Source organism: Microbacterium sp. ET2, assembly GCF_030347395.1.
GTDB lineage: Bacteria > Actinomycetota > Actinomycetes > Actinomycetales > Microbacteriaceae > Microbacterium > Microbacterium albipurpureum.
The window spans coordinates 203826-226056 of record NZ_CP128170.1; the positions used below are offsets into that span (position 1 = coordinate 203826).

General features: G+C 68.5%; 23 protein-coding genes and 1 other RNA gene. 9 read left to right on the plus strand and 15 right to left on the minus strand.

The genetic code is table 11. The features are described 5' to 3' along the window. Nucleotides 1-18: 18 nt before the first annotated feature. On the minus strand, nucleotides 19-792 hold the full coding sequence (locus tag QSU92_RS00990; protein ID WP_289264283.1) for a DUF429 domain-containing protein: 774 nt from the start codon (nucleotides 790-792) through the stop codon (nucleotides 19-21). A gap of 106 nt (nucleotides 793-898) precedes the next feature. Between QSU92_RS00990 and QSU92_RS00995 the strand changes: the two genes are divergently transcribed. Continuing rightward, nucleotides 899-2269, plus strand: a complete 1371-nt coding sequence (locus QSU92_RS00995) for an FAD-dependent monooxygenase (RefSeq protein WP_289264285.1) — start codon at nucleotides 899-901, stop codon at nucleotides 2267-2269. A 40-nt stretch (nucleotides 2270-2309) separates the two neighbouring features. Further along, complete coding sequence (locus QSU92_RS01000; protein WP_289264288.1) at nucleotides 2310-3638, plus strand: flavin monoamine oxidase family protein; 1329 nt, start codon at nucleotides 2310-2312, stop codon at nucleotides 3636-3638. Nucleotides 3639-3658: 20 nt separating this feature from the next. Here QSU92_RS01000 and QSU92_RS01005 read toward each other — a convergent pair whose 3' ends face one another. Then, nucleotides 3659-4873 carry an ROK family protein gene (locus QSU92_RS01005; protein WP_289264292.1) on the minus strand — a complete coding sequence of 405 codons (1215 nt, stop codon included), beginning with the start codon at nucleotides 4871-4873 and terminating at the stop codon, nucleotides 3659-3661. Between the two features lie 112 nt (nucleotides 4874-4985). Here QSU92_RS01005 and QSU92_RS01010 point away from each other — a divergent pair, with 112 nt between their 5' ends. From QSU92_RS01010 to QSU92_RS01025, 4 genes are read left to right on the plus strand one after another with little or no spacing between them, the layout of a single operon-like run. Further along, nucleotides 4986-6293 (plus strand): ABC transporter substrate-binding protein, encoded by a 1308-nt coding sequence (locus QSU92_RS01010; protein WP_289264294.1) that lies wholly within the window; start codon nucleotides 4986-4988, stop codon nucleotides 6291-6293. Beyond that, nucleotides 6290-7201 carry a carbohydrate ABC transporter permease gene (locus QSU92_RS01015; RefSeq protein ID WP_289264296.1) on the plus strand — a complete coding sequence of 304 codons (912 nt, stop codon included), beginning with the start codon at nucleotides 6290-6292 and terminating at the stop codon, nucleotides 7199-7201. Before QSU92_RS01010 ends, QSU92_RS01015 begins: the two co-directional genes overlap by 4 nt. After that, the gene (locus QSU92_RS01020; RefSeq protein WP_289264298.1) at nucleotides 7198-8142 is read left to right on the plus strand and encodes a carbohydrate ABC transporter permease; all 945 of its coding nucleotides are present in this window, start codon (nucleotides 7198-7200) and stop codon (nucleotides 8140-8142) included. Before QSU92_RS01015 ends, QSU92_RS01020 begins: the two co-directional genes overlap by 4 nt. A 46-nt stretch (nucleotides 8143-8188) precedes the next feature. Further along, entirely contained in the window at nucleotides 8189-9883 is a 1695-nt protein-coding gene (locus QSU92_RS01025; protein WP_289264300.1) for a glycoside hydrolase family 13 protein, read from the plus strand. A 350-nt stretch (nucleotides 9884-10233) separates the two neighbouring features. Here QSU92_RS01025 and QSU92_RS01030 read toward each other — a convergent pair whose 3' ends face one another. The 6 genes from QSU92_RS01030 to QSU92_RS01055 all read right to left on the minus strand — a co-directional run bounded on the left by QSU92_RS01030 (nucleotide 10234) and on the right by QSU92_RS01055 (nucleotide 14510). Then, the gene (locus QSU92_RS01030) at nucleotides 10234-10797 is read right to left on the minus strand and encodes a dioxygenase family protein (protein ID WP_333783433.1); all 564 of its coding nucleotides are present in this window, start codon (nucleotides 10795-10797) and stop codon (nucleotides 10234-10236) included. A gap of 323 nt (nucleotides 10798-11120) precedes the next feature. Beyond that, nucleotides 11121-11489, minus strand: a transfer-messenger RNA (tmRNA) gene (gene ssrA / locus QSU92_RS01035). A 157-nt stretch (nucleotides 11490-11646) separates the two neighbouring features. Beyond that, complete coding sequence (locus tag QSU92_RS01040; protein WP_289264302.1) at nucleotides 11647-12453, minus strand: anti-sigma factor; 807 nt, start codon at nucleotides 12451-12453, stop codon at nucleotides 11647-11649. Beyond that, a complete protein-coding gene (locus QSU92_RS01045) occupies nucleotides 12440-13018 on the minus strand; it encodes an RNA polymerase sigma factor (protein WP_289264304.1) in 579 nt (192 codons plus the stop codon). The genes QSU92_RS01040 and QSU92_RS01045 overlap by 14 nt, the downstream gene beginning before the upstream one ends. Nucleotides 13019-13026: 8 nt before the next feature. Further along, nucleotides 13027-13638, minus strand: coding sequence for a class F sortase (locus QSU92_RS01050; RefSeq protein ID WP_289264306.1), 612 nt, complete (start codon nucleotides 13636-13638; stop codon nucleotides 13027-13029). Between the two features lie 47 nt (nucleotides 13639-13685). Further along, nucleotides 13686-14510: a DUF4397 domain-containing protein gene (locus QSU92_RS01055; RefSeq protein ID WP_289264308.1), complete on the minus strand. Its 825-nt coding sequence runs from the start codon at nucleotides 14508-14510 to the stop codon at nucleotides 13686-13688. A 124-nt stretch (nucleotides 14511-14634) separates the two neighbouring features. On the opposite strand from QSU92_RS01055, the gene QSU92_RS01060 reads away from it, so the two are divergent. Continuing rightward, on the plus strand, nucleotides 14635-15303 hold the full coding sequence (locus QSU92_RS01060; protein ID WP_289264310.1) for an SIMPL domain-containing protein: 669 nt from the start codon (nucleotides 14635-14637) through the stop codon (nucleotides 15301-15303). 25 nt (nucleotides 15304-15328) lie between these two features. Here the strand turns inward: QSU92_RS01060 and smpB are convergent, their stop codons facing one another. From smpB to prfB, 4 genes are all read right to left on the minus strand, one after another. Then, on the minus strand, nucleotides 15329-15805 hold the full coding sequence (gene smpB / locus QSU92_RS01065) for an SsrA-binding protein SmpB (RefSeq protein WP_289264312.1): 477 nt from the start codon (nucleotides 15803-15805) through the stop codon (nucleotides 15329-15331). A gap of 80 nt (nucleotides 15806-15885) precedes the next feature. Further along, nucleotides 15886-16800 carry a permease-like cell division protein FtsX gene (gene ftsX, locus QSU92_RS01070; protein ID WP_289264314.1) on the minus strand — a complete coding sequence of 305 codons (915 nt, stop codon included), beginning with the start codon at nucleotides 16798-16800 and terminating at the stop codon, nucleotides 15886-15888. After that, nucleotides 16797-17852: a cell division ATP-binding protein FtsE gene (gene ftsE / locus QSU92_RS01075; protein WP_289264316.1), complete on the minus strand. Its 1056-nt coding sequence runs from the start codon at nucleotides 17850-17852 to the stop codon at nucleotides 16797-16799. The genes ftsX and ftsE overlap by 4 nt, the downstream gene beginning before the upstream one ends. A gap of 65 nt (nucleotides 17853-17917) precedes the next feature. Beyond that, nucleotides 17918-19030 carry a peptide chain release factor 2 gene (prfB, locus tag QSU92_RS01080; RefSeq protein ID WP_289264318.1) on the minus strand — a complete coding sequence of 371 codons (1113 nt, stop codon included), beginning with the start codon at nucleotides 19028-19030 and terminating at the stop codon, nucleotides 17918-17920. Nucleotides 19031-19116: 86 nt separating this feature from the next. Between prfB and QSU92_RS01085 the strand changes: the two genes are divergently transcribed. Both QSU92_RS01085 and QSU92_RS01090 read left to right on the plus strand, forming a co-directional pair. After that, a complete protein-coding gene (locus QSU92_RS01085) occupies nucleotides 19117-20382 on the plus strand; it encodes an MFS transporter (protein WP_289265774.1) in 1266 nt (421 codons plus the stop codon). A 30-nt stretch (nucleotides 20383-20412) separates the two neighbouring features. Then, the gene (locus QSU92_RS01090; protein WP_289264320.1) at nucleotides 20413-20802 is read left to right on the plus strand and encodes a DUF1304 domain-containing protein; all 390 of its coding nucleotides are present in this window, start codon (nucleotides 20413-20415) and stop codon (nucleotides 20800-20802) included. A 15-nt stretch (nucleotides 20803-20817) separates the two neighbouring features. On the opposite strand, the gene QSU92_RS01095 is transcribed toward QSU92_RS01090, so the two are convergent. The 3 genes from QSU92_RS01095 to QSU92_RS01105 are packed head-to-tail and all read right to left on the minus strand — an operon-like array spanning nucleotide 20818 to nucleotide 22143. Beyond that, entirely contained in the window at nucleotides 20818-21252 is a 435-nt protein-coding gene (locus QSU92_RS01095) for a pilus assembly protein TadG-related protein (RefSeq protein ID WP_289264322.1), read from the minus strand. After that, nucleotides 21249-21737: a TadE family protein gene (locus tag QSU92_RS01100; protein ID WP_289264324.1), complete on the minus strand. Its 489-nt coding sequence runs from the start codon at nucleotides 21735-21737 to the stop codon at nucleotides 21249-21251. Before QSU92_RS01100 ends, QSU92_RS01095 begins: the two co-directional genes overlap by 4 nt. Further along, entirely contained in the window at nucleotides 21712-22143 is a 432-nt protein-coding gene (locus QSU92_RS01105; RefSeq protein ID WP_333783434.1) for a TadE/TadG family type IV pilus assembly protein, read from the minus strand. Before QSU92_RS01105 ends, QSU92_RS01100 begins: the two co-directional genes overlap by 26 nt. Nucleotides 22144-22231 lie beyond the last annotated feature (88 nt).

Below are 22231 nucleotides of genomic sequence, written 5' to 3' on the forward strand. Positions count from 1 at the left end.
GAACCCTTCGAGCATGCCCTACCGGCCGTCTCGATCGCCGGGTGTTCCGCGCGCGTCGAGCAGCTCTGTGAGCGATGACCCGGGAAGGGCGATCCATCCCTCCACGCGGGCGAGATGTGCCGCGGCCGGAGGCACGGGGATCGTGGCGCCGATCGCGTGTGCACGAGCATTCAGCGCTGCCACGACGGCGTCGAATGCGTCGGCAGACCGCAGCATGTCCGTCTCGACCGCACGCGGGATGCGCAGCCATGGCGCGGCAGCGGTCAGCGCCGCGACGGCCGCTCGCCGGGCCACGGGATCGACCTTGTAGGACGGAACGGCGATCCCCCACAGGCGCAGAGCGGCCGCAGGATAGACCTCGACGAGCACTCCCGCTCCCGACCGGTCGACGGCAACACCCGACGCGGCGAACAGCGCGGCGAGCTCGGCGCACCGCATCGCGGTCAGGCCGAGGCGATCGGTGGCGACGCTGAGGGGCCACCGCCCCGTTCGCTCACGCACGACGCGATCGGTGTATCGATAGGCCAGACGGCGTCGCCATTCCAGACCGGAATCGGGCCCGCACGGTGGTTCTCCCCGCGCGTGCCGGGTGACGAACTCGACGAAGTCGATCGGCCAGCCCAGCGCGCAGTCGATGCCTACGGACGCCGCACCGCGGGCGGCCGCCACGATGTCGGGATCGTCGATCCCGACCACGAGTCCGGTCACCTCGGCGACCTCGTCACGCCAGTCGATGACCGCCATCGCGGTGCCCTGTGGTGCGGCTGCGAGGTCCACTCCGACGGTCTGCACACGCCCACGCTATCGACCGACTTGGTCCCCATCGCGCCCAGGGCGCCCCCAGCCGCGCTACGGTTTCCTCAACGCCCGGCTCGGCGATTCGGGAGGTATGGAACGCATGGGTTTCGACCACGCCATCGTCATCGGCGCAGGTATCGGCGGTCTTCTCTCCGCCGCGGCCCTGTCGCGTCGGTACGGCAGCGTCACCGTGATCGAGCGCGACAGACTTCCCGACGCACCCCTCCATCGGCGCGGTGTTCCCCAGGACGAGCAGATGCATGCGATCCTCGCGATCGGTCAGGAGTCGTTCGAAGACCTCGTCCCCGGTGTCGCGGGTGAGTTCCTGCGGGCCGGCGCCGCGTGGTACGACTCTCCGCGGGGAATCGCGAGCCTCAGCTCGCAGGGGTGGGCCGCGCGCGGACCCAGTGAGGCGTGGATCTACGGCATTCGCCGCGTGGTCCTCGAAGACGCCCTCCGCCGCAAGGTCGCCGAGATCCCGCAGGTGCGCATCGTGGAGGGTCAGGTCGTGGGCCTGCACCCGACCGCGGAGGGGGCGGTCGGCGGCATCATACTGAAGGGCATCGGCCGACCGCATCTGGAATCCGACCTCGTCGTGGATGCATCGGGCCGCACATCGCATGCATCGGACTGGCTGGCGGAGCTGGGGTTCGTGCCGCCGCCCGAGCAGGAGATCGTCAACGCGGTGAGCTACGCGACCGCCGTCGTTCGCCTCCCCGGCGGGACACTTCGCGACGACATCCAGGGCTACCTGATCCCACCACTGCCCGACAGTCCCCGCGGGGCTGTCCTCCTCCCCTGCGACAACGGGCTTCACCAGATCGTCGCGCTCTCGCAGTCGGACAGCGCGCCCCCTGCGACCCGCGAGCAGCTCATCGCGGACCTCGAGGCGGTCAGATCACCGGTGGTCGCCGAGGCTGCCCGCCGGGCGGAGTTCCTGGGGGATCCCAAACCGTTCCGCATACGCGCCTCGCGTCGACGCCGATTCGAGGACATGCCCGTGCACCCCGGAGGCTTCGTGGCCCTCGGCGATGCCGTGCTCGCCCTGAATCCCATCTACGGTCAGGGGATGTCGGTGGCCGCGGTCGAGGCGAGGACGATGCGTGACATCCTGCTCGAGGCGACGGATGCCACGGGGCTCGCGGCTCGCATCCAGGAAGCGTTCCGCCCGACTCTCGACTTCGTCTTCGATTCGGTCGTCCGCAGCGACGGTGTCTTCCCGGGCGCCATGCTCCACGGTCTCGAGCGGCCCGCCGCGCCGAAGTCGCGGGTGCTCGGTGCCTTGGCCACAGAGGATTGGAAGACGGCGGTGGCCCTGCGCTACGCGGGTCACTACTTCACTGCCGAGCCGCTTCAGGCCCCCGAGATCCGCACCCGTGCGCGCGCCTGGGCTGCCAGCGGCCGGAAGCCTCGAAGATCCGACCCCCGGGACGTCCCGCGAGCCTTCGACGGTTCCCCCCTGCCGCGATAGTGTCCGAGCAGGCGCCGTTTATCGCGGACAGGAGGCGGCGATGGAGCACGTGGACACGATCGTGGTGGGCGCAGGAGTCGCCGGGCTGACCGCCGCCAGACTCCTCCGTGCTGCCGGTCAGCGCGTCATCGTGCTCGAGGCCCGCGACCGCGTCGGCGGCCGGGTGCACACCGCCCGCACCGGTGGGCGGGTCACCGACCTCGGGGCGTCCTGGATCCACGGGATCACCGATTCTCCCGTCGCTGACGCCGCCCGGGCGTTCGGCATGCCGATGATGGAGTTCACCGTCGGCAGCTTCCAACCCGATGGGCGTCCGATCGCGTACCACGCTCCCGACGGGACCCGGCTGCCGGACGATGCGGCAGCAGCGTTCGCGGCGGACGTGCGCACCGTGGATCAGCGGCTTCTGGATGTCATCGCCCGATCGGGGCCCGAGGAGTCGTACCGCGACGTGACGGAGCGTGCCATCGCCGATCAGGCGTGGGGTCCCGAGCGCGCGCTTCGAGTGAAGGAGTTCGTCGAGCATCGGACGGAGGAGCAGTACGGCGCGTGGATCGAGGATCTCGCCGCCCACGGCCTGGACGACGACCAGGTCGAGGGCGATGAGGTGGTGTTCCCCGACGGATACGACCGCCTTCCCACTCACCTCGCCGAGGGTCTGGACGTGAGACTCGGTCACGTCGTCACACGAGTCTCCTGGCACGCGTCGAGAGTCGACGTGACGAGCGACCTCGGGACCGTGACGGCCGCGGCGGCGGTGGTCACCGTCCCCGTGGGTGTGCTGCAGTCCGCGTCCTTCACCTTCGACCCGCCCCTTCCGCCGGTCGTCGCGGAGCCCCTCGCGCGGCTGCGGATGAACGCATTCGAGAAGGTGTTCCTGCGATTCACGGAGCGGTTCTGGGACGACCGCGTCTACGCGGTACGGCAGCAGGGGTCCGAGGGCCGCCGGTGGCACTCGTGGTACGACCTCACGCTGCTGCACGAGGAACCGACGCTCCTCACGTTCGCCGCCGGGCCCACGGCGCAGGAGATCCGCTCCTGGACTCGTGGTGAGGTCACCGCATCGGTCATGGCGCAGCTTCGGAGACTCTTCCCCGGGGCGCCCGACCCGGTGGACGTGGAGGTCACCGATTGGCAGGGCGACTCCTTCAGCCACGGGTCCTACGCGTACATGACCGTAGGCTCCGTCACAAGCGATCACGACGACCTCGCCACCCCGGTGGGCGGCGTGCTCCACCTCGCCGGTGAGGCGACCTGGACGGACGATCCCGCCACCGTCACCGCGGCGATGTGCTCCGGCCATCGTGCGGCAGAGCGCGTGCTCGGCAGACGCGTCGCCATGGAGGACATCTGGAACGTCGAACCCTGACGGCTGCGCCGACGGCGTGATCACCCGGGCAGGGCGAACCGCGGGAGATCCAGGATGCCGCTTCGCGCCTCCTGCACCGCGGCGCACACGGCTCCGAGCGAGACGATGTCGGCACCGAGCGCAGAGGCGACGATCTCGGGCGCGGGGAGGTGCAGCGTGTCGGCCACGGCGGCCCGGGCCGCCTCGATCAGCGGCGCCGCCCCGTCGGCGACGGCGCCGGAGACGATCAGCAGCCGGGTGTCGAACAGGCTCCCGAAGACACCGGCGATCACCGCGAGCGATCCGCCGATGTCGTCGGTGATCCGCCGGGCACCGGGGTCGCCCTGAGCGGCGGCGGCGAAGACATCCTTGCCCTCGACGTCGGCGGGCGCGATCCGGTGCAAGGGGCTCGAAGCCGGAAGCGCACCCGTGGCGATCGCTTCGCGCGCGAGCTCGACCGCCCGGTGCCCGAACCCCCAGGCACTGTCGACGCCACGGACATGATCGAACGCCACCATCTCGCCCGCGCCGCCGTGCGCACCCGTGAGCAGCCGCCCGTCCACCCAGACACCGGCGCCCAGCCGTTCTCCCGCGAGGAGGACCACGAAGTCATCGCAGCCGCGCGCCGCGCCGAGCGTCCGCTCGGCGACCGACGCCAACGACGCGTCGTTTGCGACCTTCATCATGGGGACCCACTCGCGGAACAGTCGCGCGAATCCAGGGTTCATCCGCGTCCAGAACTCGGCCCGGTCGGTCGGAGAATCCCCCTGTGCGTCGACGGGCGCCGGAAGTCCCACACCCATCGCCGCGATCTCCGCTCGGGCCACGCCGGCGTTCTCGAGCGCGCGATCCACGGCATGCACAGCGGCGCGACGCCTGGCGTCGGGCGCGTCGTCGTCGGCGTCCACGGTGAGGCGCTCGACCGCGCGGGTCGTCCCGCGCAGGTCCGACACCGTCGCGGTCAGATGTCCCCGCCCGGCGTCGAGTCCCACGACGAACGCGGCATCCTGACGAAGGGCGAACCGACGGGCGGGACGGCCCTTCCGGTAATCTCCGACGGCGCGCGCGTTGGGAAGCTCGACGATGAGCCCGCGGGCGACCAGCTCGTCGATGACATCGATCGCCGTCGATCGCGTCACCGCGACGCTCTCCATCACGTCCGTGGCGGTGAAGACCTCTGCGTCCCAGGCGTATCCGATGACGCCGAGGAGGCTCGCTCGCCGTGGCGGAAGGGGGACGGCGCCCGGGTATGGCAAGGGGTTGACCTTTCGTGTGTTCCTTTGCATTATGGATGGCAGGAACTTGATTCGCGGCATAAATTTACTGCGGCAAACAAGTGAGTGACAAACTCTGACGAAGGACGATGACGTGCCTCCTGAAAACCCTGCTCGTCGCGCTGCCGCGACGATCTCCCTCCTCGCCCTCGCCGGCGCCCTTCTCGCCGGGTGCTCCGCGGACGGCCGCGAGACCATCCGCTTCACCTTCAGCAAGAGGGAAGCCCTCGACTTCATGAACCAGCTGGTGTCCGACTACAACGGCTCTCAGGACCAGGTTCGGGTGGAGATGGACACCTCGGGCGTGGACGTGGTCTCCGCCAGCTTCGTCCGCGGCAACCCACCCGACATCATGCTCGCCAACTACAACTACGAAGTCGCCCGCTTCGTCGACCGGTGCGCTCTCTCGGATCTCTCCGACACGCAGGCGGCATCGACCGTGCGAGACGACCTCGACGTGCTGATGGCGCAGTACGGATCGTGCGAGGGTCGGACCAGCGCCCTCCCCTACTCGGTCATGGCGTCGTCGGTCATCTACAACCGTGCGATCTTCGAGGAGAACGGTCTGGAGGTCCCCCAGACGTGGGAGGAGCTCATTGCCGTCTGCGACGCGCTGGAAGGAGCAGGCGTGACTCCGTTCTACGCCACCTTCAAGGATGACTGGACGGTCGCCCAGGGCTGGTACGACTACGCCGTCGGCGGTTCGATCGACGTCGTCGACTTCTTCAACCAGCTCGCAGAGGAGGGCGCGGATGTCGGCGAAGGGTCGGCGGTGTCGTTCCAGGACCAGTTCGCCGAGCCTCTGGACAGAATGGCCGACCTCACGGCGTACACCAACGCCGACGCCGACTCCCGGGCCTACAACGACGGCAACCTGGCCTTCGCGCGCGGGGAGGCGGCGATGTATCTGCAGGGGCCGTGGGCCCTCGCGGAGATCGCCAAGACCGATCCCGATCTCGACCTCGGAACCTTCCCGCTGCCGATGACCGATGACCCCGCCGATCTCAAGGTCCGTGTCAACACCGACCTCGCCGCGATGATCCCCGAGGAGTCCGGGCATCAGGACGCCGCGCGGGACTTCCTGGAGTTCCTCTTCCAGCCCGAGAACATCGAGGCCTACAACGAGTCGCAGCTCGGATTCGCTCCGACCGAGGGGGCACCCCCGCCCAGTGATCCGCGAGTGGAGGGGATGACGGCCTACTACGACGAAGGCAGGTTCTATCAGGGACCCTCGGTTCTCGTTCCCAAGACCATCCCCGTCTTCAGCTACGCCCAGGCCCTGGCCCTCGGCGCCGACACCGAGGCGACACTGCGCACGATGGACACCGACTGGGCCCGACTGGCCTTCCGCTCGCCCCTTCCCTCGAGCGAGACCGACGCGCAGGGCGAGGCCACGCGATGACCGCCACCGAGACGATCGTCGCAGGATCGGCGGCGAGCCGCCGCTCCCGGCGGCGCGTGGAACCCATCTACTATCTGTTCCTCCTTCCGAGCCTGGTGCTCTTCACCCTCGCGATCACGGTGCCGGGGATCGTCGGGATCTTCTTCAGCTTCACGGACTCCATCGGCATCGGCTCGTGGAACTTCATCGGCCTGACCAACTACATCGCGCTCTTCAGCGACCCGGCCATTCTGCAGAGCTACCTCTTCACCTTCGGGTTCGCCACGGCGACGGTCATCGTCGTCAACATCGTGGCGTTCCTGCTGGCGGTGGGGCTGACCTCCCGCATCCGATTCCGCACCGGGCTTCGCACGATCTTCGTCATCCCGATGGTGATCTCGGGCATCATCATCGCGTACGTCTTCAACTTCCTGTTCTCCAACTCCGTGCCCTCGCTCGGGCAGGCCACGGGGATCGGATGGCTGCAGGAGAGCCTGCTGGCCAATCCCGACCTCGCCTGGGTCGCGATCGTCGTGGTGACCGCCTGGCAGGCGATCCCGGGCACGCTCCTCATCTACATCGCAGGGCTTCTGTCGGTTCCGGGAGACGTGTACGAAGCAGCCGACATCGACGGCGCCAACAAGCGCCAGCAGCTCCTGCGCATCACGGTGCCGCTGGTCGCGGGCTACGTCGTCATCAACGTGATCCTCGGATTCAAGAACTTCCTCAACGCCTACGACGTGATCGTGGGCCTTACCAACGGCGGGCCGGGAACGGCGACCCGAAGCATCGCGATGAGCATCATCTTCGGCTTCAACAGCGGTGACTACGCCTACCAGATGGCGAACGCGACGATCTTCTTCATCGTCGCCGTGCTCATCTCCATCCTCCAACTCTCCCTCACCCGCGGAAGGAAGGTCTTCCGATGACCACGCAACCCGCCCTGTCCGCCGAGACCGCCGAGGGCGAGCTCATCGCCGACCGCGAGAATCGAAGGACCCGGTCCGCCGAGGACCGACCGAAGGCCAGAGCACGGGGCCGCGTCGGCCAGGAGCGCGTCAACTGGTCGACGACGGTGATCCTCATCCTCTGCGCGGTCACCGTGCTGCTGCCGCTGTACGTCACGATCTCGATGTCGCTGAAGACGTCGGGGCAGGCCGTCGACGGCAACGCCTTCTCCCTGCCGGCACCGTTCAGCTTCGACGGCTTCGTCCAAGCCTGGACCCTCACCCGCTTCCCGGTGGGAGCGGCGGTGTCGCTGTTCGTCACCGCCGGAACGGTGATCCTCACCATCATCCTCGCCGCCTTCGCCTCGTACGCGATCGTCCGCAACTGGGACCGACGGCTGTTCCGCTACTCGTTCTTCTACCTGCTCGCGGCGATGTTCATCCCGTTCCCCGTGGTGGCGCTCCCGCAGATCCAGCTGACCGGTCGGGTGGGCCTGGACAATCCTCTGGGCGTGGTCCTCCTGGCCACGATGTTCCAGTTGAGCTTCAGCGTGCTGCTGTTCACCGCCTTCCTGCGATCCATCCCCTACGAACTCGAGGAGAGCGCCCGCATCGACGGTGCCAGCACCTGGCAGACGTTCTGGAAGCTCATCTTCCCGCTCCTGGCCCCTATGAGCGCCACGGTAGGCATCTTCGCGTTCCTCTACGCGTGGAACGACTTCATGATGCCTTCGCTGATCATCTCCGACCCGAACCTGCAAACCCTTCCGGTGCGGCAGAACCTCTTCCAGAGTCAGTTCAGCAACAACTACAACGTCGCCTTCGCGTCCTACCTCATGGCCATGGCCCCGGCGATCATCGCCTACCTGTTCACGCAGCGCTGGGTCATGGCGGGCGTCACGCAGGGCGCGGTCAAGGGCTGATCCGCCCGCTCCCCCGTATCGACCACCTGAAAGGAAACCCGTTCCCGTGACATCCGCCGGCTTCCCCGCCGTTCAGACCGCCGACCCGCACGAGATCGCGCTGCCGGAATGGTGGCGTCAGGCCGTGGTGTACCAGGTCTACCCCCGCAGCTTCGCCGACGCCGACGGCGATGGCATCGGCGATCTGCGCGGCATCCTCTCCCGGGTCGGCCACCTGCGTGATCTCGGTGTCGACGCGATCTGGTTGAGCCCGTTCTATCCGTCGGAACTGGCCGACGGCGGGTATGACGTCGCCGACTACCGCGACGTCGACCCACGGCTGGGCACCCTCGACGACTTCGACCGTCTCGTCGACGCCCTTCACGCTGTGGGCATCCGCATCGTCGTGGACATCGTTCCCAATCACACCTCCGACCAGCACGCCTGGTTCCAGGAGGCCCTCGCTACGGGCCGCGGGTCGGCGGCGCGAGACCGCTACATCTTCCGCGACGGCACAGGCCCCGACGGTTCCGAACCGCCGACCGACTGGGTCTCGGTCTTCGGTGGGCCGGCCTGGGAGCGCGTCGCAGACGGCCAGTGGTACTTCCACAACTTCGCCGTGGAGCAGCCCGACCTGAACTGGGACAACCCCGACGTACGCGCCGACTTCGTGCGCACCCTTCGCTTCTGGGCGGACCGCGGCGTCGACGGTTTCCGCATCGACGTCGCTCACATGCTGACGAAGGACCTCACCGAGCCGCTGCCCTCTCGGACAGAGCTCGAGGCCCTCCCCCGCGACGGTCACCACCCTCTCATCGACCGCGACGACGTGCACGAGGTCTACGCCGAGTGGCGCGCGGTCTTCGACTCGTACGATCCACCCCGCACTGCCGTCGCCGAGGCCTGGGTCGACCCCGCACGCATCCCGCTCTATGCCCGCGCGGAGAGCCTCGGCCAGGCGTTCAACTTCGATCTGCTCGAGGCCGACTTCGACGCGGGGCAGTTCAGCCGTATCGTCGGCTCGAACCTGCTGCTGGCGGCGGAGTCGGGCTCGTCGACCACCTGGGTGCTCTCCAATCACGACGTCGTCCGGCACGCGACGCGCTACGGCCTCCCCGACGCCGAACGCGGAGAGAACGGTCGACCGGTGCGAAAGCACGGCAACGAATGGCTGCTCTCCGGCGGCCGCACGCCCGAGCTCGACCGCGACCGAGGGCTTCGCCGGGCACGCGCCGCGATCCTCTTCGTCCTCGGACTTCCCGGCTCCGCCTACATCTACCAGGGAGAGGAGCTGGGTCTGCACGAGGTGGCAGAGATTCCGGATTCCCACAGACAAGACCCCACCTTCTTCCGCAGCCCAGGTGAGGACATCGGCCGGGACGGATGCCGCGTGCCGCTCCCCTGGTCGGCCGACGAGCCGTCCTTCGGGTTCGGCGGCGGCTCTCCGCATCTCCCGCAGCCGGCGTGGTTCGCGGCGTCGGCCGCGTCGCAGCAGACGGATGACCCGTCGTCGACGCTCACCCTCTACCGCGATGCGCTTGCCGCGCGCCGGCGCCTGCAGACCGCCGAGAGCCTGGAATGGGTCGAAACCGGGCGCGACGACGTGCTGCACTTCCGACGCCCCAACGGATGGACCGTGATCACCAACTTCGGCACCGAACCCTTCCCCGCGCCGAAAGACGTCACGCCCGTGCTGTCCTCCGGGTCGCTCGAGGGTGACCTGCTCCCGGGAGAGACCACGGTGTGGTTCGAGGCGATCTGACGACCCCATGCCTGGTGGGCGGGCCGTCCTCGAGCCTTCGGGGGCGCTGGCGTGGCGCGGCGGCAACGCGGAACGTCATCGCCCGGGGCAACACCTGGATCCGCACGCGTGGCGCGGAACAGGATCTGCGGTGGGAAACGCTGACGGGGTGGATGGATCGGCAACGCGTCCTCGTGCGGATCGTCATCGCCCTGTCGGCGATCCTCCGGCTCTGGGCACTGCGTCCATTGGACATCGGCGAGATCGTCCTCGTCGTCGTCGTCGCACCGCTCGCCTGGTGGATCGCCGAACTGCTACGCACGAGACCTGATGAGTCCCACAGTGAGTCAGGGGTCGATGCCGTCGGCGGCTCAGAGACGCGGACCTCCCCCGCCGCCCGGAGCTGCGGAGGCACTCGGGACCGTCGTGATGTCGACGGCCACCGCGAGCGATCCCATGTACCCCGACCCGGCACTGCCACTGAACGTGCCCATCTGCAGATCGGCGCCGTCATCGAAGACGTTGTCGGAGGCGATTCCGCCGATCGCGGCGAGGTTCCCCGCCGATCCGGGATAGGTGTCGAGCCCGTAGACATCCTCGAACATCGACGCGGGGAAGGCCACCTGGGAGGTCGCGATGACGTTATCGGCAGACGTCGCCGACGCGGGATCCGGATACACCTCGCAGTGCAGGTGCGGCCAACGTCCGCTGTAACATCCCGGCACGATGGTCTGGAACGTCACCTCGCCGTTCTCGTCGGCGATCTGGATGCCGCGAAGGTACGTCTCGTCCTCGACCCCCTCGGAGTACATCGAATACAGGCCTGCCGCATCGCATTGCCACAGATACACGGCCACGCCGGCGAACGGGACACCCCCGGCGGCGATGTCGGTGATCGTGAAAGTGAACGTGAGGCGCACGCCGTCGACGGTCATGCCACCGTCCAGGCTTGACCGGATATCGCTTCGGACGATGCCCGAGTGCTCGAGGACGTTCACGCCGTTGGAGCCATCGCCCCCTGGTCGACCACCTCGTCCTCAGGCCGGGCGAGCAGGCGCCCCTCGTAAGCGGGGCCTTGCAAGGTCTGCTCAGGTTCGGGAATGCGTGCCATCGTCGTCTCGTCCGTGTGGTGAACAGGTCCACACTGAGGGTCGGATGTTCGCGTCGGCTATGACGATGTTGTGCACCCGTGATGAACGAAGGGCCCGAGGTCCGCGTGTGTGCGCGGACCTCGGGCCCTTCTGTGCGACAGCGGCACTGGTGGAGATGGGGGGAATCGAACCCCCGTCCATCGCTGGGATACTGCGTCTTCTCCGGGCGCAGTCTGTGCAGACGTTCTGCTCGGCCCCGACCTTTGTCACAGACACCTAAGTCGACAGGCCCAGCCTGGGAAGAGTCCCGCGTGACGTCCAGGCGCCGTCACACAGCAAGTCCCCTAGATGACGCCAGAATCCGTAGCGGGAACACCTACGGTCTGACGGAGTTCAGGCTCGCTTAGGCAGCGAGGGCGAACTCAGTGCGCTTAGGTTCGGCACTTATTGGTTCGCAGAGATCGTTAACGAGATAACTCTGCATCCTCGGCCCGCTTCCCGCAGATTCACAGGCGATGTCGAAACCGATCATCCCCATGGAACCCTCGAGAGGGAGCCGCCGTCACACTGTGGAATTGCCATCCTCGGGCGATGTACGACCGAGCACATCAGGATACAACGGATGATGACGCCACGCCATTCCGCGAGGATGGCGACGCGCCGGGTGCCTCTTCCCGGGGCGCCGCCACCACGTCAGGCGAAGTCCAGCGCTCCGCGCACGATCGAGTCGCCGGAGTGGGTCGGATCGCCGTCGACCGGCTCGTCGGAGACATCCACGAGCACGAACTCGCGAAGGTCGATGGTGTCGGGTACCACGAACTCACCGGTCTGGCCCTCGAGCATGCCGAGACTGATGATCTCGGACGCATCTTCGGTGATCAGCCACACTTCGCGGTTGCTGTCGGGGTCGACGTCGGCATCCAGGGCCACCTCGATGACCGTCTCGTCTCCGCGTTCCACGACCACCGCAGATCCCTCGGCACCCGGGTGATCGGGGAATGCTGCGAGTTCCGCAGATGCCAGCTCCACGACCGTCGCCTGCCGTGTCAGCGCCCATCCCCCCACGGCGACGCCCACGACCGCCACGCTGGCGGCCAGCACGAACAACCCGCGGATGAGCCCTCTTCGCCGGCGACGGTGCGCGGGCGCCGCGTCGGAGCCGGCCCGTGATCTGTCCGCTCCCGCGTCTGAGGGATTCGTCGGACGGGTCTGGACCGCGGGGCCGATCTCTGAGACCGCTGTCGCACCGGAGGTCATCGCCGGAGTGGAGAATCCGAGTTCTTCTGAGATACGTGACCAGACGCGATCAGGCGGGGCTTCCAGGTCTTCGAGCAGCACGGTGGAGCGGCCGGCCACCACGGTGCGCGTCAGAGCGGACAGCTCCGCCTTACAGCGAGGGCACGTGCTGAGGTGATCCTGTTCGGCGGGCGTCGCCACCGATTCCCCGATCGCAAGCAGCGTCAGGACTTCGGGATCGAGATGCGACTCAAGATGCGGCATGGCTCACCTCCAATCGGGATCGCAAACGGGTAAGGCTCCGGCGGATATGACTCTTGACGGTGCCGAGTGGCATCTCCAGGCGGGAGGCGATCTGCTGATGCGTCAGATCGTCGTAGAACGCCAGCTTCACCACTTCCTGGGCGTCGGGCTCCAAGCGGCTGATCTCGTCGGCGAGAAGGATGGTATCGCCGATGTCGACTTCGGGGACGTCACGACCCGGAGGCTCTGCGTACCTCTCCAGCTCTCGCTGAAGAGCCCCGATCCGTGCCCGCGCCTCGTGGGTGTCGGCGATCCGGCGGCGGGCGATGGCGATCAGCCACGTCGAGACGCGAGCCTTCGCCGGATCGAAGCTCGTCCGCGAACCCCACGCGGAGACGAACGTCTTCTGCGTGACGTCTTCGGCGTCGCTGCGGTCACCCAGCGAACGCAGCGCCAGCGTGAACACCACCGGCGACCAACGCCGGTAGATCTCCTCCAGGGCTCGCTCATCACCGTCGCGAAACCGCTCACCGACCCCTTCGTCGGCCGCGCCCGGCGGCGAGACCGCCGAATTCTCGATGCTCATGGTGGCGCTCACTCCTGTACGGGGGTGGCGAGGGCCACCACGTTGTCCTCGTAGCGGCCGATCGACGCATCGAACGCGCCACCGCAGGTGATGAGCACCAGCATGGGGGAACCGGATCGGGCGAACAAGTCATCGACAGGAAGGTCGGCCTTCTTGTAGTACGTGACCGAATCCAGTCGGTAGCGGACGAGATTCCCCGTGTCATCGGTCACCTCGATGGGGGTTCCCTGAGCCAGGTCCCGGATGCCGCTGAAGGGGCCGATCCCGTATCCCGGCATGTCGACGTGGGCGGAAACGACGGTCCGGCCCTTCGGGGACTGCGGGCCCGGACCGAATCGGTACCACCCGGCCACTGCGGGGTCTTCCGGCAGCTCCATCGCCTGGTTGGCATCGACGCCCACCGGGACCACCGGGATGTCGATCCCTGCGTCGGCGATCGACACCCGCACCGGAGCCGGTACGACGGCAGCCGGTGCGGGTGTGGCCGGCGCCACGGGGATCTCTAAAGAGGGGGTCGGCGCCGGAGCGGGAACCTCCGGAGCGGGGAGCGAAGTGGCCGGCTGCGGCGCCGATTCGACCGGGGTTCCGCAGCCGGTGAGGGCGAGGACGAGAAGTGCCACAAGTGGTACTGCTCGCCTCGCCCTCACCATCCTTCTATCCTCGCCGATCAGCGTCCGCTGCGGGCGCGGACGGCGACCACGGTGCCACCGGCGACACCGAAGGCGACCAGGAGGCCGGCGGCGAGCCACGCACCCTGCACGAGCGTGTCCTGCGCGGCCAGCTGGCCACCGGCACCCGACGGGACGCCGCCCGAGGGGCCACCGTGCAGACCGTCGATGGTCTGCACCGCCAGAGCGAGGTTGCCGGCCTCAGCCGAACCCCACGCGTAGACGATCGTCAGCGTGCCCTCGGCGACGTTGACGTCTGCCGGGCCGATGACCGGGTCGGTGGTGCCCGCGAGGGCGACCGCAGCCGAGACGGTGCCGGCCGGCAGGTTGAGGGTGGCCTCATTCGGGTTCGTCAGGTCCTCGACGACCGGGGAGCCACCGGCGAGGACGTCGACGGCAGGCGCCGCGGCGACGTGGCGGACCGTCAGGCGGCCCTCTCCCGCAGCGGTCTGAGCGGTGTCGTTGACGAACGCGTTGAGTGCGGGCTCGCCCGCCTCGTTCAGGTTGGCGGTGGCGGTGTAATTCACGCCGGCGTCGAGCGTCACAGACGTCGACAGGATCGGCTCGCTCGCGTCGGCGGCGTCGGTCGCCGTGAGCGCGATGTCGTAGCTGTCCGCCGGAAGTGCCAGCGGACCGGCGAGGTCGCCGGGCTGGAAGTCGTCGAGTGTCAGTTCGCCGTTGACGTAGACGTCCACAGGGGTGTCGGGGATGCCGTGCAGCACCGAAAGCTGAGCCTCGCCGCTCGTGCTTGCGTTCGCGGGAAGGGCAAGGCCCAATGCCGCGACAACGCCGACCGTGAGGCCGGCAACCATGGTCTTGCGCATGAAGATCCTCCTGGGGTGAGGGGCAGTGAGGTTCACCGCCTTTCATGAAGTACTTCTCGGCGCCACCGCCATTTGGATGCAGCAGCATGAGATTTTTCTCGATCGGGGTCGTAGAGTCGCCCTCATGAGTGAGGTCGTGGTGACGGTGCATGGGGAACACGTGGCGAGGGTGGCGCCCGAGGAGGCCGTGGCCACCCTCGTGGTCCGCGCCGAAGGTGTGACCCGCGAGCGCGTGGTCGCCGACGTCTCCGCGTGGAGCGCGCCGATGCGCGACGAGCTCGCGTCCGCGCAGACGGCTGGACGTGTCGTGGCGTGGTCCAGCGACAGTGTGTCGGTGTGGTCGGAACGACCGTGGAACGCCGAGGGCAAGCGCCTGGCGCCCGTCTTTCATGCGGCGGTGAACATGTCGGCGACATTCACCGACTTCGCGGCACTGTCGGCGTGGGCGAGCGGGGTCATCGAGCGCGACGGTGTCCAGTTCACCGGCGTCGACTGGCGACTCTCACCCCTGACCCGAGCAGCCTTGGAACGCTCAGTGGCCGCCGAGGCCGTGACCGTCGCCGTTGAGCGTGCGACGGCCTATGCCCGCGCCCTCGGACTGTCGGATGTGACCGCCGTCGAGATCGCCGACGCCGGGATGCTCACCGACGACCGCGGCGCGCGGGGTGAGTCTGCGCGTCCTCTCATGGCGCGCGCGGCGTTCGCCGGCGACGCGGGCGGGGCCGAGATCCGGCTCCAGCCCGCCGATGTCGTGGTGAGCGCCACCGTCGACGCCCGCTTCGTCGCCCGGTGATCGTTGCTGCCCGTCGCGCGGCTTCTCAGTCCCCGAGACGGTTCCGGGTCCGCATCGCCCGCTCCGCCTCGCGACGGTCCTGACGCTCGCGAAGGGTCTGGCGCTTGTCGAACTCGCGCTTGCCCTTCGCCACGGCGATCTCGACCTTGGCGCGACCGTCGGCGAAGTACAGGCGCAGGGGAACCAGCGTGTACCCGCCTGCCGAGACGGCATGCGAGAGCTTGACGATCTCGTCCTTATGGAGGAGCAGCTTGCGCGTCCGCTTGGCGGCGTGATTGGTCCAGTGTCCCTGCGAGTACTCGGGAATGTGGACGGCGTCGAGGAACGCCTGCCCGCCGTCGATGTAGGCGTAGCCGTCGGTGAGGTTCGCTCGCCCCTGACGCAGAGACTTCACCTCGGTGCCGGTGAGAACGAGTCCGGCCTCGTAGGTCTTGTCGATGAGGTAGTCGTGGCGCGCGCGACGGTTCGTCGCGATGACCTTCTCACCGCGTTCGCGTGCCATGGCTTCATCCTCCTTCAGCGCCGCTCAGCGGCATCCGGTCGTTCGGATCGCCCACGGCAGCCCGCCAGTCTAGCAAGCGGTCAGGTCCGCAGCCACCTGCGGATGGCGAAGCTCGCCGAGAGCGCGGCGAGCACCACGCCGATCGCGACGATCACGGGGATCACGATGGCGACGTCGCCCCCGTCGACCCACGTCGTGACGAATTGCACGCGGCCGCGCAGCTCCTCGACGCCGAAATGCAAGCCCAGGACGACCGTGACGCTCGCGAGGATCGAGCCGATGAGAGCGGCGAAGACGCCCTCCAGGACGAAGGGGGTCTGGATGAAGCGGTTGGATGCTCCGACCATGCGCATGATCCCGAGCTCACGGCGGCGGGCGAAGGCCGAGAGGCGGATCGTGGTGGCGATGAGAAGGACCGCGGCGATGAGCATCAGCCCGGCGATGCCCACCGCGATGTAGGTCGCGACGGTCAACGCCGAGAACAGCGGATCGAGGTACTGCAGCTGATCTTCGACGACTTCGACACCCTCCATGCCCTGGAACGCCTCGATGATCACGTCGGAGCGGCGGTGGTCGACGAGGTTGATCCGGAAGGTCTCATTCAGCTGGTCTGGGGTGATGACGCTGGCGTAGTCCTCCCCGAGCAGGTCGATGACGTTCGCGTAGGCCTCGTCGCGGTTCTCGAAGCGGACCGCGTCGATCAGCGGGGCGATCGCCGGACTGTCCAGCTGCGTCTGGACCGCGGTGATCTGTTCGTCCGTCGCAACGCCGCCGGCACAGGTGCCTTCCTGGGTCGACACCGAGGTGCACATGCTGATCGCGACCTGTGCCCGGTCGGCCCAGAAGTTCTCCATCTTGCCGATCTGCATCTGCATGAGGATCGCTGCGCCGACGAAAGTGAGCGAGACGAACGTGACGAGCACCACCGAGATGACCATCGATGCGTTGCGGCGAAGACCCGTGAACGCCTCAGCCAACACCAGCCCGAGTCTCACGAGGTCGGCCCGACTTCGTCGTCCCGGTCGCGACGACCGAGGCCCAGTCGATCGGCGACGCCGAGCTCGGCGACCTCGACCTCGGGGATGTCCTGCACGGGCACCGGCTGCGTCTGCGGCCGCGTGATGCCGCGGGGCACGGGGGCCTGGGACGTCGCGTGCTCCTGCGGCTGAGCACCAGCCGGAACCGTCGCGGGCTCAGGGGCGGAGTCGCGGGCTTCGCCCGCCCACGGTGGTGCCGCCGACTCGTTCGGCAGGCTCGTCCCGGCCATCGCCGCCGCTTCGCGCTGGAGTTCGAGTACGGCTGTGAGTGCGGCCACGGCCGCGGCGCCCCGTTCGGGCTCCGGAGCGAGACTCGGAATCGCCGAGGTGTCCCCGTACCCGCCGTGGCGCTCGTCGCGGACCATCTCGCCGTTCTTCAGCTCGATCACACGCCGCTTCATCTGATCGACGAATCCCGCCTCGTGCGTGGCCATGACCACCGTCGTGCCGTTGGCGTTGATGCGGGCGAGCAGCTGCATGATGTCCACGGATGTGGCGGGGTCGAGGTTTCCGGTGGGCTCGTCGGCGAGGAGGACCTGGGGCCGGTTCGCCAGTGCCCGCGCGATCGCCACACGCTGCTGCTCGCCGCCGGAGAGCTCGTGCGGGAACCGCTTCTCCTTACCGGCCAGACCCACGAGCGCCAGCACCTCCGGAACCGCCTGCTGAATGAACGCGCGGGACGACCCGATCACCTGGAGGGTGAAGGCGACGTTCTGGAACACCGTCTTGGACGGCAGCAGCCGGAAATCCTGGAACACCGCACCGATGTGGCGACGGAAATACGGGACCTTGCGGTTGGAGAGCGTGCGCACATCGCGTCCCAGCACGACTACCCGACCTTCGCTCGGCACGTCTTCGCGCAGGATCAGCCGGAGGCAGGAGGACTTGCCCGAGCCTGACGCGCCGACGAGGAAGACGAACTCGCCGCGGAGCACCTCGAACTCGACCTTGTTCAGGGCAGGGCGGGAGGTGCCGCGATAGTGCTTCGTGACGTTCTCGAACCGGATCATGGCGTGACGAGCCTAAGCGGCGTCGCCTCAGAGGCGCCGAGCGACACCCGGCGCGGCGTCATCCGTCAGTCGTCGTCATCCTTGCGCTTGCGCCAGCGGATGCCGGCGGCGATGAAGCCGTCGATGTCACCGTCGAACACCGGCGCCGGGTTTCCGACCTCGTGGCCGGTGCGCAAGTCCTTCACCAGCTGCTGGCCGTAGAGGAAGTACGAGCGCATCTGGTCGCCCCAGCTGGCGGTGATGGTTCCCGCGAGCTCCTTCTTCTTCGCCGCCTCCTCCTCGCGCTTGAGCAGCAGCAGGCGCGTCTGAAGCACGCGCATCGCGGCCGCGCGGTTCTGGATCTGCGACTTCTCGTTCTGCATCGACACGACGATGCCGGTGGGAAGGTGTGTGATGCGCACCGCCGAGTCGGTCGTGTTGACCGACTGTCCACCCGGACCGGACGAGCGGAAGACGTCGACACGGATGTCGCCCTCGGGGATGTCGACCTCGACGGCCTCCTCCATCACCGGGATCACCTCGACGGCGGCGAAGGATGTCTGCCGCTTGTCAGCAGCGCCGAAGGGGCTGATCCGTGCGAGGCGGTGGGTCCCCGCCTCGACGGACAGCGTGCCGTAGGCGTACGGCGCGTCGATCTCGAAGGTCGCCGACTTGATGCCGGCGCCTTCGGCGTAGGAGGTGTCCATGACCTTGACGGGGTATTTGTGGCGCTCCGCCCATCGCAGGTACATGCGCATCAGCATCTCGGCGAAGTCGGTGGCGTCGTCGCCCCCCGCACCCGACCGGATCGTCACCACGGCGGAACGGTCGTCGTACTCCCCGTCGAGGAGCGTCTGGACCTCGAGCTGCCCGATGACGTCTTCGAGCTCGGCGATCTCGTGGCGGGCCTCCTCGGCGGAGTCCTCGTCCTCCATCTCGTTGGCGAGCTCGACCAGTACGTCGAGGTCGTCGAGACGCTGCTCGATGTCGGTGACGCGCTTGAGCTCGCTCTGACGGTGGCTGAGGGCGCTGGTGACCTTCTGCGCCTTGTCCACGTCGTCCCAGAGGTCGGGGGCGCCGGCTTCCTCGCTGAGGCGCGCGATCTGGGACTTCAGGGCGTCGACGTCCACGACGGCCTTGATGTCGGAGAACGTGGACCGGAGGGCCTTGATGTCGTCGGACGGATCGAATTCGAGCATGACAGTCCAGACTAACGTGGATCACCGTGTCAGATCTTCCGCGTCGCTCCCCCCGCGCGGCGGCGGTGCTCGGCCGCTTCGCGCCGATGATCTACGGCCCGACCCTGCTCTTCGCCATGGGGGAAGGCGCGATCCTGCCGCTCATCCCCGTGATCGCTGCGCGGCTGGGCGCCGACATCGCCACGGCGGCATTGGTGGCCTCCGCCCTCGTCGTCGGCCAGCTGTGCGGCAACATCCCCGCCGGCTACGCCGTCGCGCGCGGCGGAGAGCGCCTCACCATGGCGATCGCCGGTGTGCTGTCCCTCCTCGGGGTGGTGGGCATGGTGTTCGCACCCGGACTCGGAGTGTTCGCCGCATCGGTCTTCCTCATCGGCTTCTGCGCGGCGGCTTTCGGCCTTGCCCGTCACTCCTTCATGACCACCCGCGTTCCGCTGTCCTTCCGCGCGCGGGCGCTGTCGCTTCTGGGCGGGACCTTCCGACTCGGGATGTTCGTGGGCCCTTTCCTGTCGGCGGGGCTGCTCGCGCTCTTCGGCGACGCGACGGCGAGCATCTGGTTCTTCGGCGTCTGCCTTGTGGCGGTCATCGCACTCGTCCTCCTGGGTCCCGATCCCGAGCAGGCCCTGATCGCCGAGCCGGATCTGAGCGACGCCGCGCATTCCGCTTCCGGCAGGCGGGACACCGGGGATGGTGAAAGCGACACGGGCGAGCCGGTCACCACGGGTGCGGTGCCGGTCCTCGGTCGACACCGGCCCCGCGAGGGCGTGTTCCGCACGATGTGGCGCCACCGCGCAGTGCTCTCGCGACTGGGCGTCGCCGCAGCATCCCTCTCCGCCGTCCGATCGGCCCGGCAGGTCGTTCTTCCGCTCTGGGGCGTCTCCATCGGTCTCGACGCGCAGACGATCGCGCTCGTGGTGGGAGTGTCGGGCGCTATCGACTTCGCACTCTTCTACGCCAGCGGCCAGGTGATGGACCGGTTCGGTCGGCTCTGGGCTGCGCTTCCCGCGATGATCCTCATGGGCGCGGGCTTCCTGGCGCTGGCGTTCACCCATGACCTGGCCTCGGCGGACATGTGGTTCGCGATGTTCGGCGCCGTGCTGGGGGTCGGGAACGGACTCTCCAGCGGCATCCTCCTCACCCTCGGAGCCGACGCAGCGCCCCCCGACGACCCCGCGCCCTTCCTCGGCTCCTGGCGCACACTGACCGATGCCGGGGGTGCCCTTGCGCCCCTCGCCGTATCGGCGATCGCGGCGGCGGCATCGCTGTCGGTCGCAGCGGCAGTGATCGGTGTCGTCGGATTCGTCGGCGCGGGAGCCTTCGCCCGATGGGTGCCGCGGTTCGTGCCGCGCCCCTGACGGAGGACGGGCCGGGCGTACGCTCGGGACATGGTCGTCGTCGGGCTCGTCTTCGCAGCGATCGCTGCGCTCATCCACGTCTACATCTTCATGTTGGAGTCGCTGACCTGGACCAGTGCCCGCACCCGGAAGACCTTCGGCGTCCGCAGCGTCGAGGAGGCGCAGGCGACGAAGGCGATGGCGTTCAACCAGGGCTTCTACAACCTGTTCCTCGCCGTTTCGACGCTTCTCGGGATTGTGCTCGTGGCCGCCGGGGTGACGACGGTGGGCGCGACCCTGGTGTTCGTGGGAACCGGGTCGATGGTCGCCGCGGGCGTCGTTCTCGTCCTGTCGAATCGGCGGATGCTGGGACCCGCCGCCGTTCAGGCTGTGCCCCCGTTGATCGCCGTCTTCGCGCTTGCGGTCGGACTCGCCGTCTGACCCCGGCCGCGTCCGTCAGCGAAGCGCGGTGCGGCTGGTGGCCGTCGCCTCGAGGGCCACTCCCTCGGGGACGAAGAGCGTCGCGATCGGGGGGCGCCACGTGCCCTCGACCGTCACGCGGGCGGACGTGCCGTCGGGCGTCCCCGCCGCGGTGACCCGCAGGTCATCGCCCCACTGTTCCACGAGCGCGGTGGCGAGTTCCGCGACGTCGTCGTCGCTCAGGAGCGCCCGCGGTTCCCCGCCGTCGACCACCAGCTCGAAGCCGTCCGCGCCGGCGAGGGCCGCGGCGTCGGCGGCCGCATCGACGCGCTTCTGGGCGAGATAGAGGCTCGTTGCGTCGACGCAGACGAGGACGACCACGAGCGCAAGGATCGCGTAGCCCAGCGTGAGGAGCAGGACGCTGCCGGAGTCGTCCGCCGTATCGACGGTTCCTCGGTCGCGACGCGTCATCCGCCCTCCCAGAATCGTGAGACCCGCTGCGCCGCCATCGCCTCGACCGGGATGACGGCGATCCGGTCCAGACCGAACACCGGCGGTACCAGCGGGAGTGCGACCGTGCTGCGCACGCCCACGAGGAGGGTCGCCCCCGCTCGGGGGCAGGCGGAACCCGCCGGGGCGCACTCGAGCGAGAGATCGAGGCGATCGGGATCGATGCCGTACTCCCCCGCGACCGAGGCGAGAACCCGCTCGGCGCGTCGGTCGGCGTCGGAGGCATCGCTCGCGCCCGCCACGGCACGCGCAACGTGGCGGGCCCCGGCTTCCACTCCGAGGGCCTGGCCCTGGATCATGGCGAGGGTCACGATGACGTAGACGAGCGGAACAAGGAGGAGCAGACCCACGACGATGAACTCCAGAGCGGCCAAGCCGCGGTCATCGAGGTCGACGGTGGTGTCGTCGGTGTCGGCCCGCTCAATCGAAGGACTCCACGGGTGCATGGGCGCTCACCTCCATCAGTCCGGGAAGCCCGACCAGACCGATCACGGGAAGGGGCGCTCGCACCGTGACCTCCACGGCCGGGTAGCCGAAGGACGCCGTCTCGGCGACGACGACCTGCTCGGCGTAGGCCGCGCCGACGGTGCGCGAGACGATCTGCGACGTGCGGTCGGCCCCGTCGAGGAGGGACGTGTCGGCGAGAGCCGCGTGGTAGGCGCCCTCGACTGCCGCGTCGTGGACGACGTTGCGGACGTAGATGCCGAGTCCGAGCTGAAGCACCCCGAGCGTGAGGGCGGTCAGCATCACGCCGACCAGGACGAACTCCACGGGTGCGGAGCCACGTTCGTCGGCGGCATCCAGGTGCACCGACCGGAGGAGACGACGGATGCCGCCCGCCGCCGGGGGCACGTCAGAAGCCCGAAACGCGCTCGATGGCCTGCTCGAAGAGTCCCGCGAGCGCCGGACCGGCGAGGGCCCAGATCACCACGACCAGCCC

Bases quoted from the DNA above. Each gene is read 5' to 3' on its own strand.
- QSU92_RS00995 (WP_289264285.1), top strand. From the start codon at position 899: ATGGGTTTCGACCACGCCATCGTCATCGGCGCAGGTATCGGCGGTCTT.
- QSU92_RS01000 (WP_289264288.1), top strand. From the start codon at position 2,310: ATGGAGCACGTGGACACGATCGTGGTGGGCGCAGGAGTCGCCGGGCTG.
- QSU92_RS01015 (WP_289264296.1), top strand. From the start codon at position 6,290: ATGACCGCCACCGAGACGATCGTCGCAGGATCGGCGGCGAGCCGCCGC.
- QSU92_RS01020 (WP_289264298.1), top strand. From the start codon at position 7,198: ATGACCACGCAACCCGCCCTGTCCGCCGAGACCGCCGAGGGCGAGCTC.
- QSU92_RS01030 (WP_333783433.1), bottom strand. From the start codon at position 10,797: ATGACCGTCGACGGCGTGCGCCTCACGTTCACTTTCACGATCACCGAC.
- QSU92_RS01040 (WP_289264302.1), bottom strand. From the start codon at position 12,453: ATGCCGCATCTTGAGTCGCATCTCGATCCCGAAGTCCTGACGCTGCTT.
- QSU92_RS01045 (WP_289264304.1), bottom strand. From the start codon at position 13,018: ATGAGCATCGAGAATTCGGCGGTCTCGCCGCCGGGCGCGGCCGACGAA.
- QSU92_RS01055 (WP_289264308.1), bottom strand. From the start codon at position 14,510: ATGCGCAAGACCATGGTTGCCGGCCTCACGGTCGGCGTTGTCGCGGCA.
- QSU92_RS01060 (WP_289264310.1), top strand. From the start codon at position 14,635: ATGAGTGAGGTCGTGGTGACGGTGCATGGGGAACACGTGGCGAGGGTG.
- smpB (WP_289264312.1), bottom strand. From the start codon at position 15,805: ATGGCACGCGAACGCGGTGAGAAGGTCATCGCGACGAACCGTCGCGCG.
- ftsE (WP_289264316.1), bottom strand. From the start codon at position 17,852: ATGATCCGGTTCGAGAACGTCACGAAGCACTATCGCGGCACCTCCCGC.
- prfB (WP_289264318.1), bottom strand. From the start codon at position 19,030: ATGCTCGAATTCGATCCGTCCGACGACATCAAGGCCCTCCGGTCCACG.
- QSU92_RS01085 (WP_289265774.1), top strand. From the start codon at position 19,117: ATGATCTACGGCCCGACCCTGCTCTTCGCCATGGGGGAAGGCGCGATC.
- QSU92_RS01090 (WP_289264320.1), top strand. From the start codon at position 20,413: ATGGTCGTCGTCGGGCTCGTCTTCGCAGCGATCGCTGCGCTCATCCAC.
- QSU92_RS01095 (WP_289264322.1), bottom strand. From the start codon at position 21,252: ATGACGCGTCGCGACCGAGGAACCGTCGATACGGCGGACGACTCCGGC.
- QSU92_RS01100 (WP_289264324.1), bottom strand. From the start codon at position 21,737: ATGCACCCGTGGAGTCCTTCGATTGAGCGGGCCGACACCGACGACACC.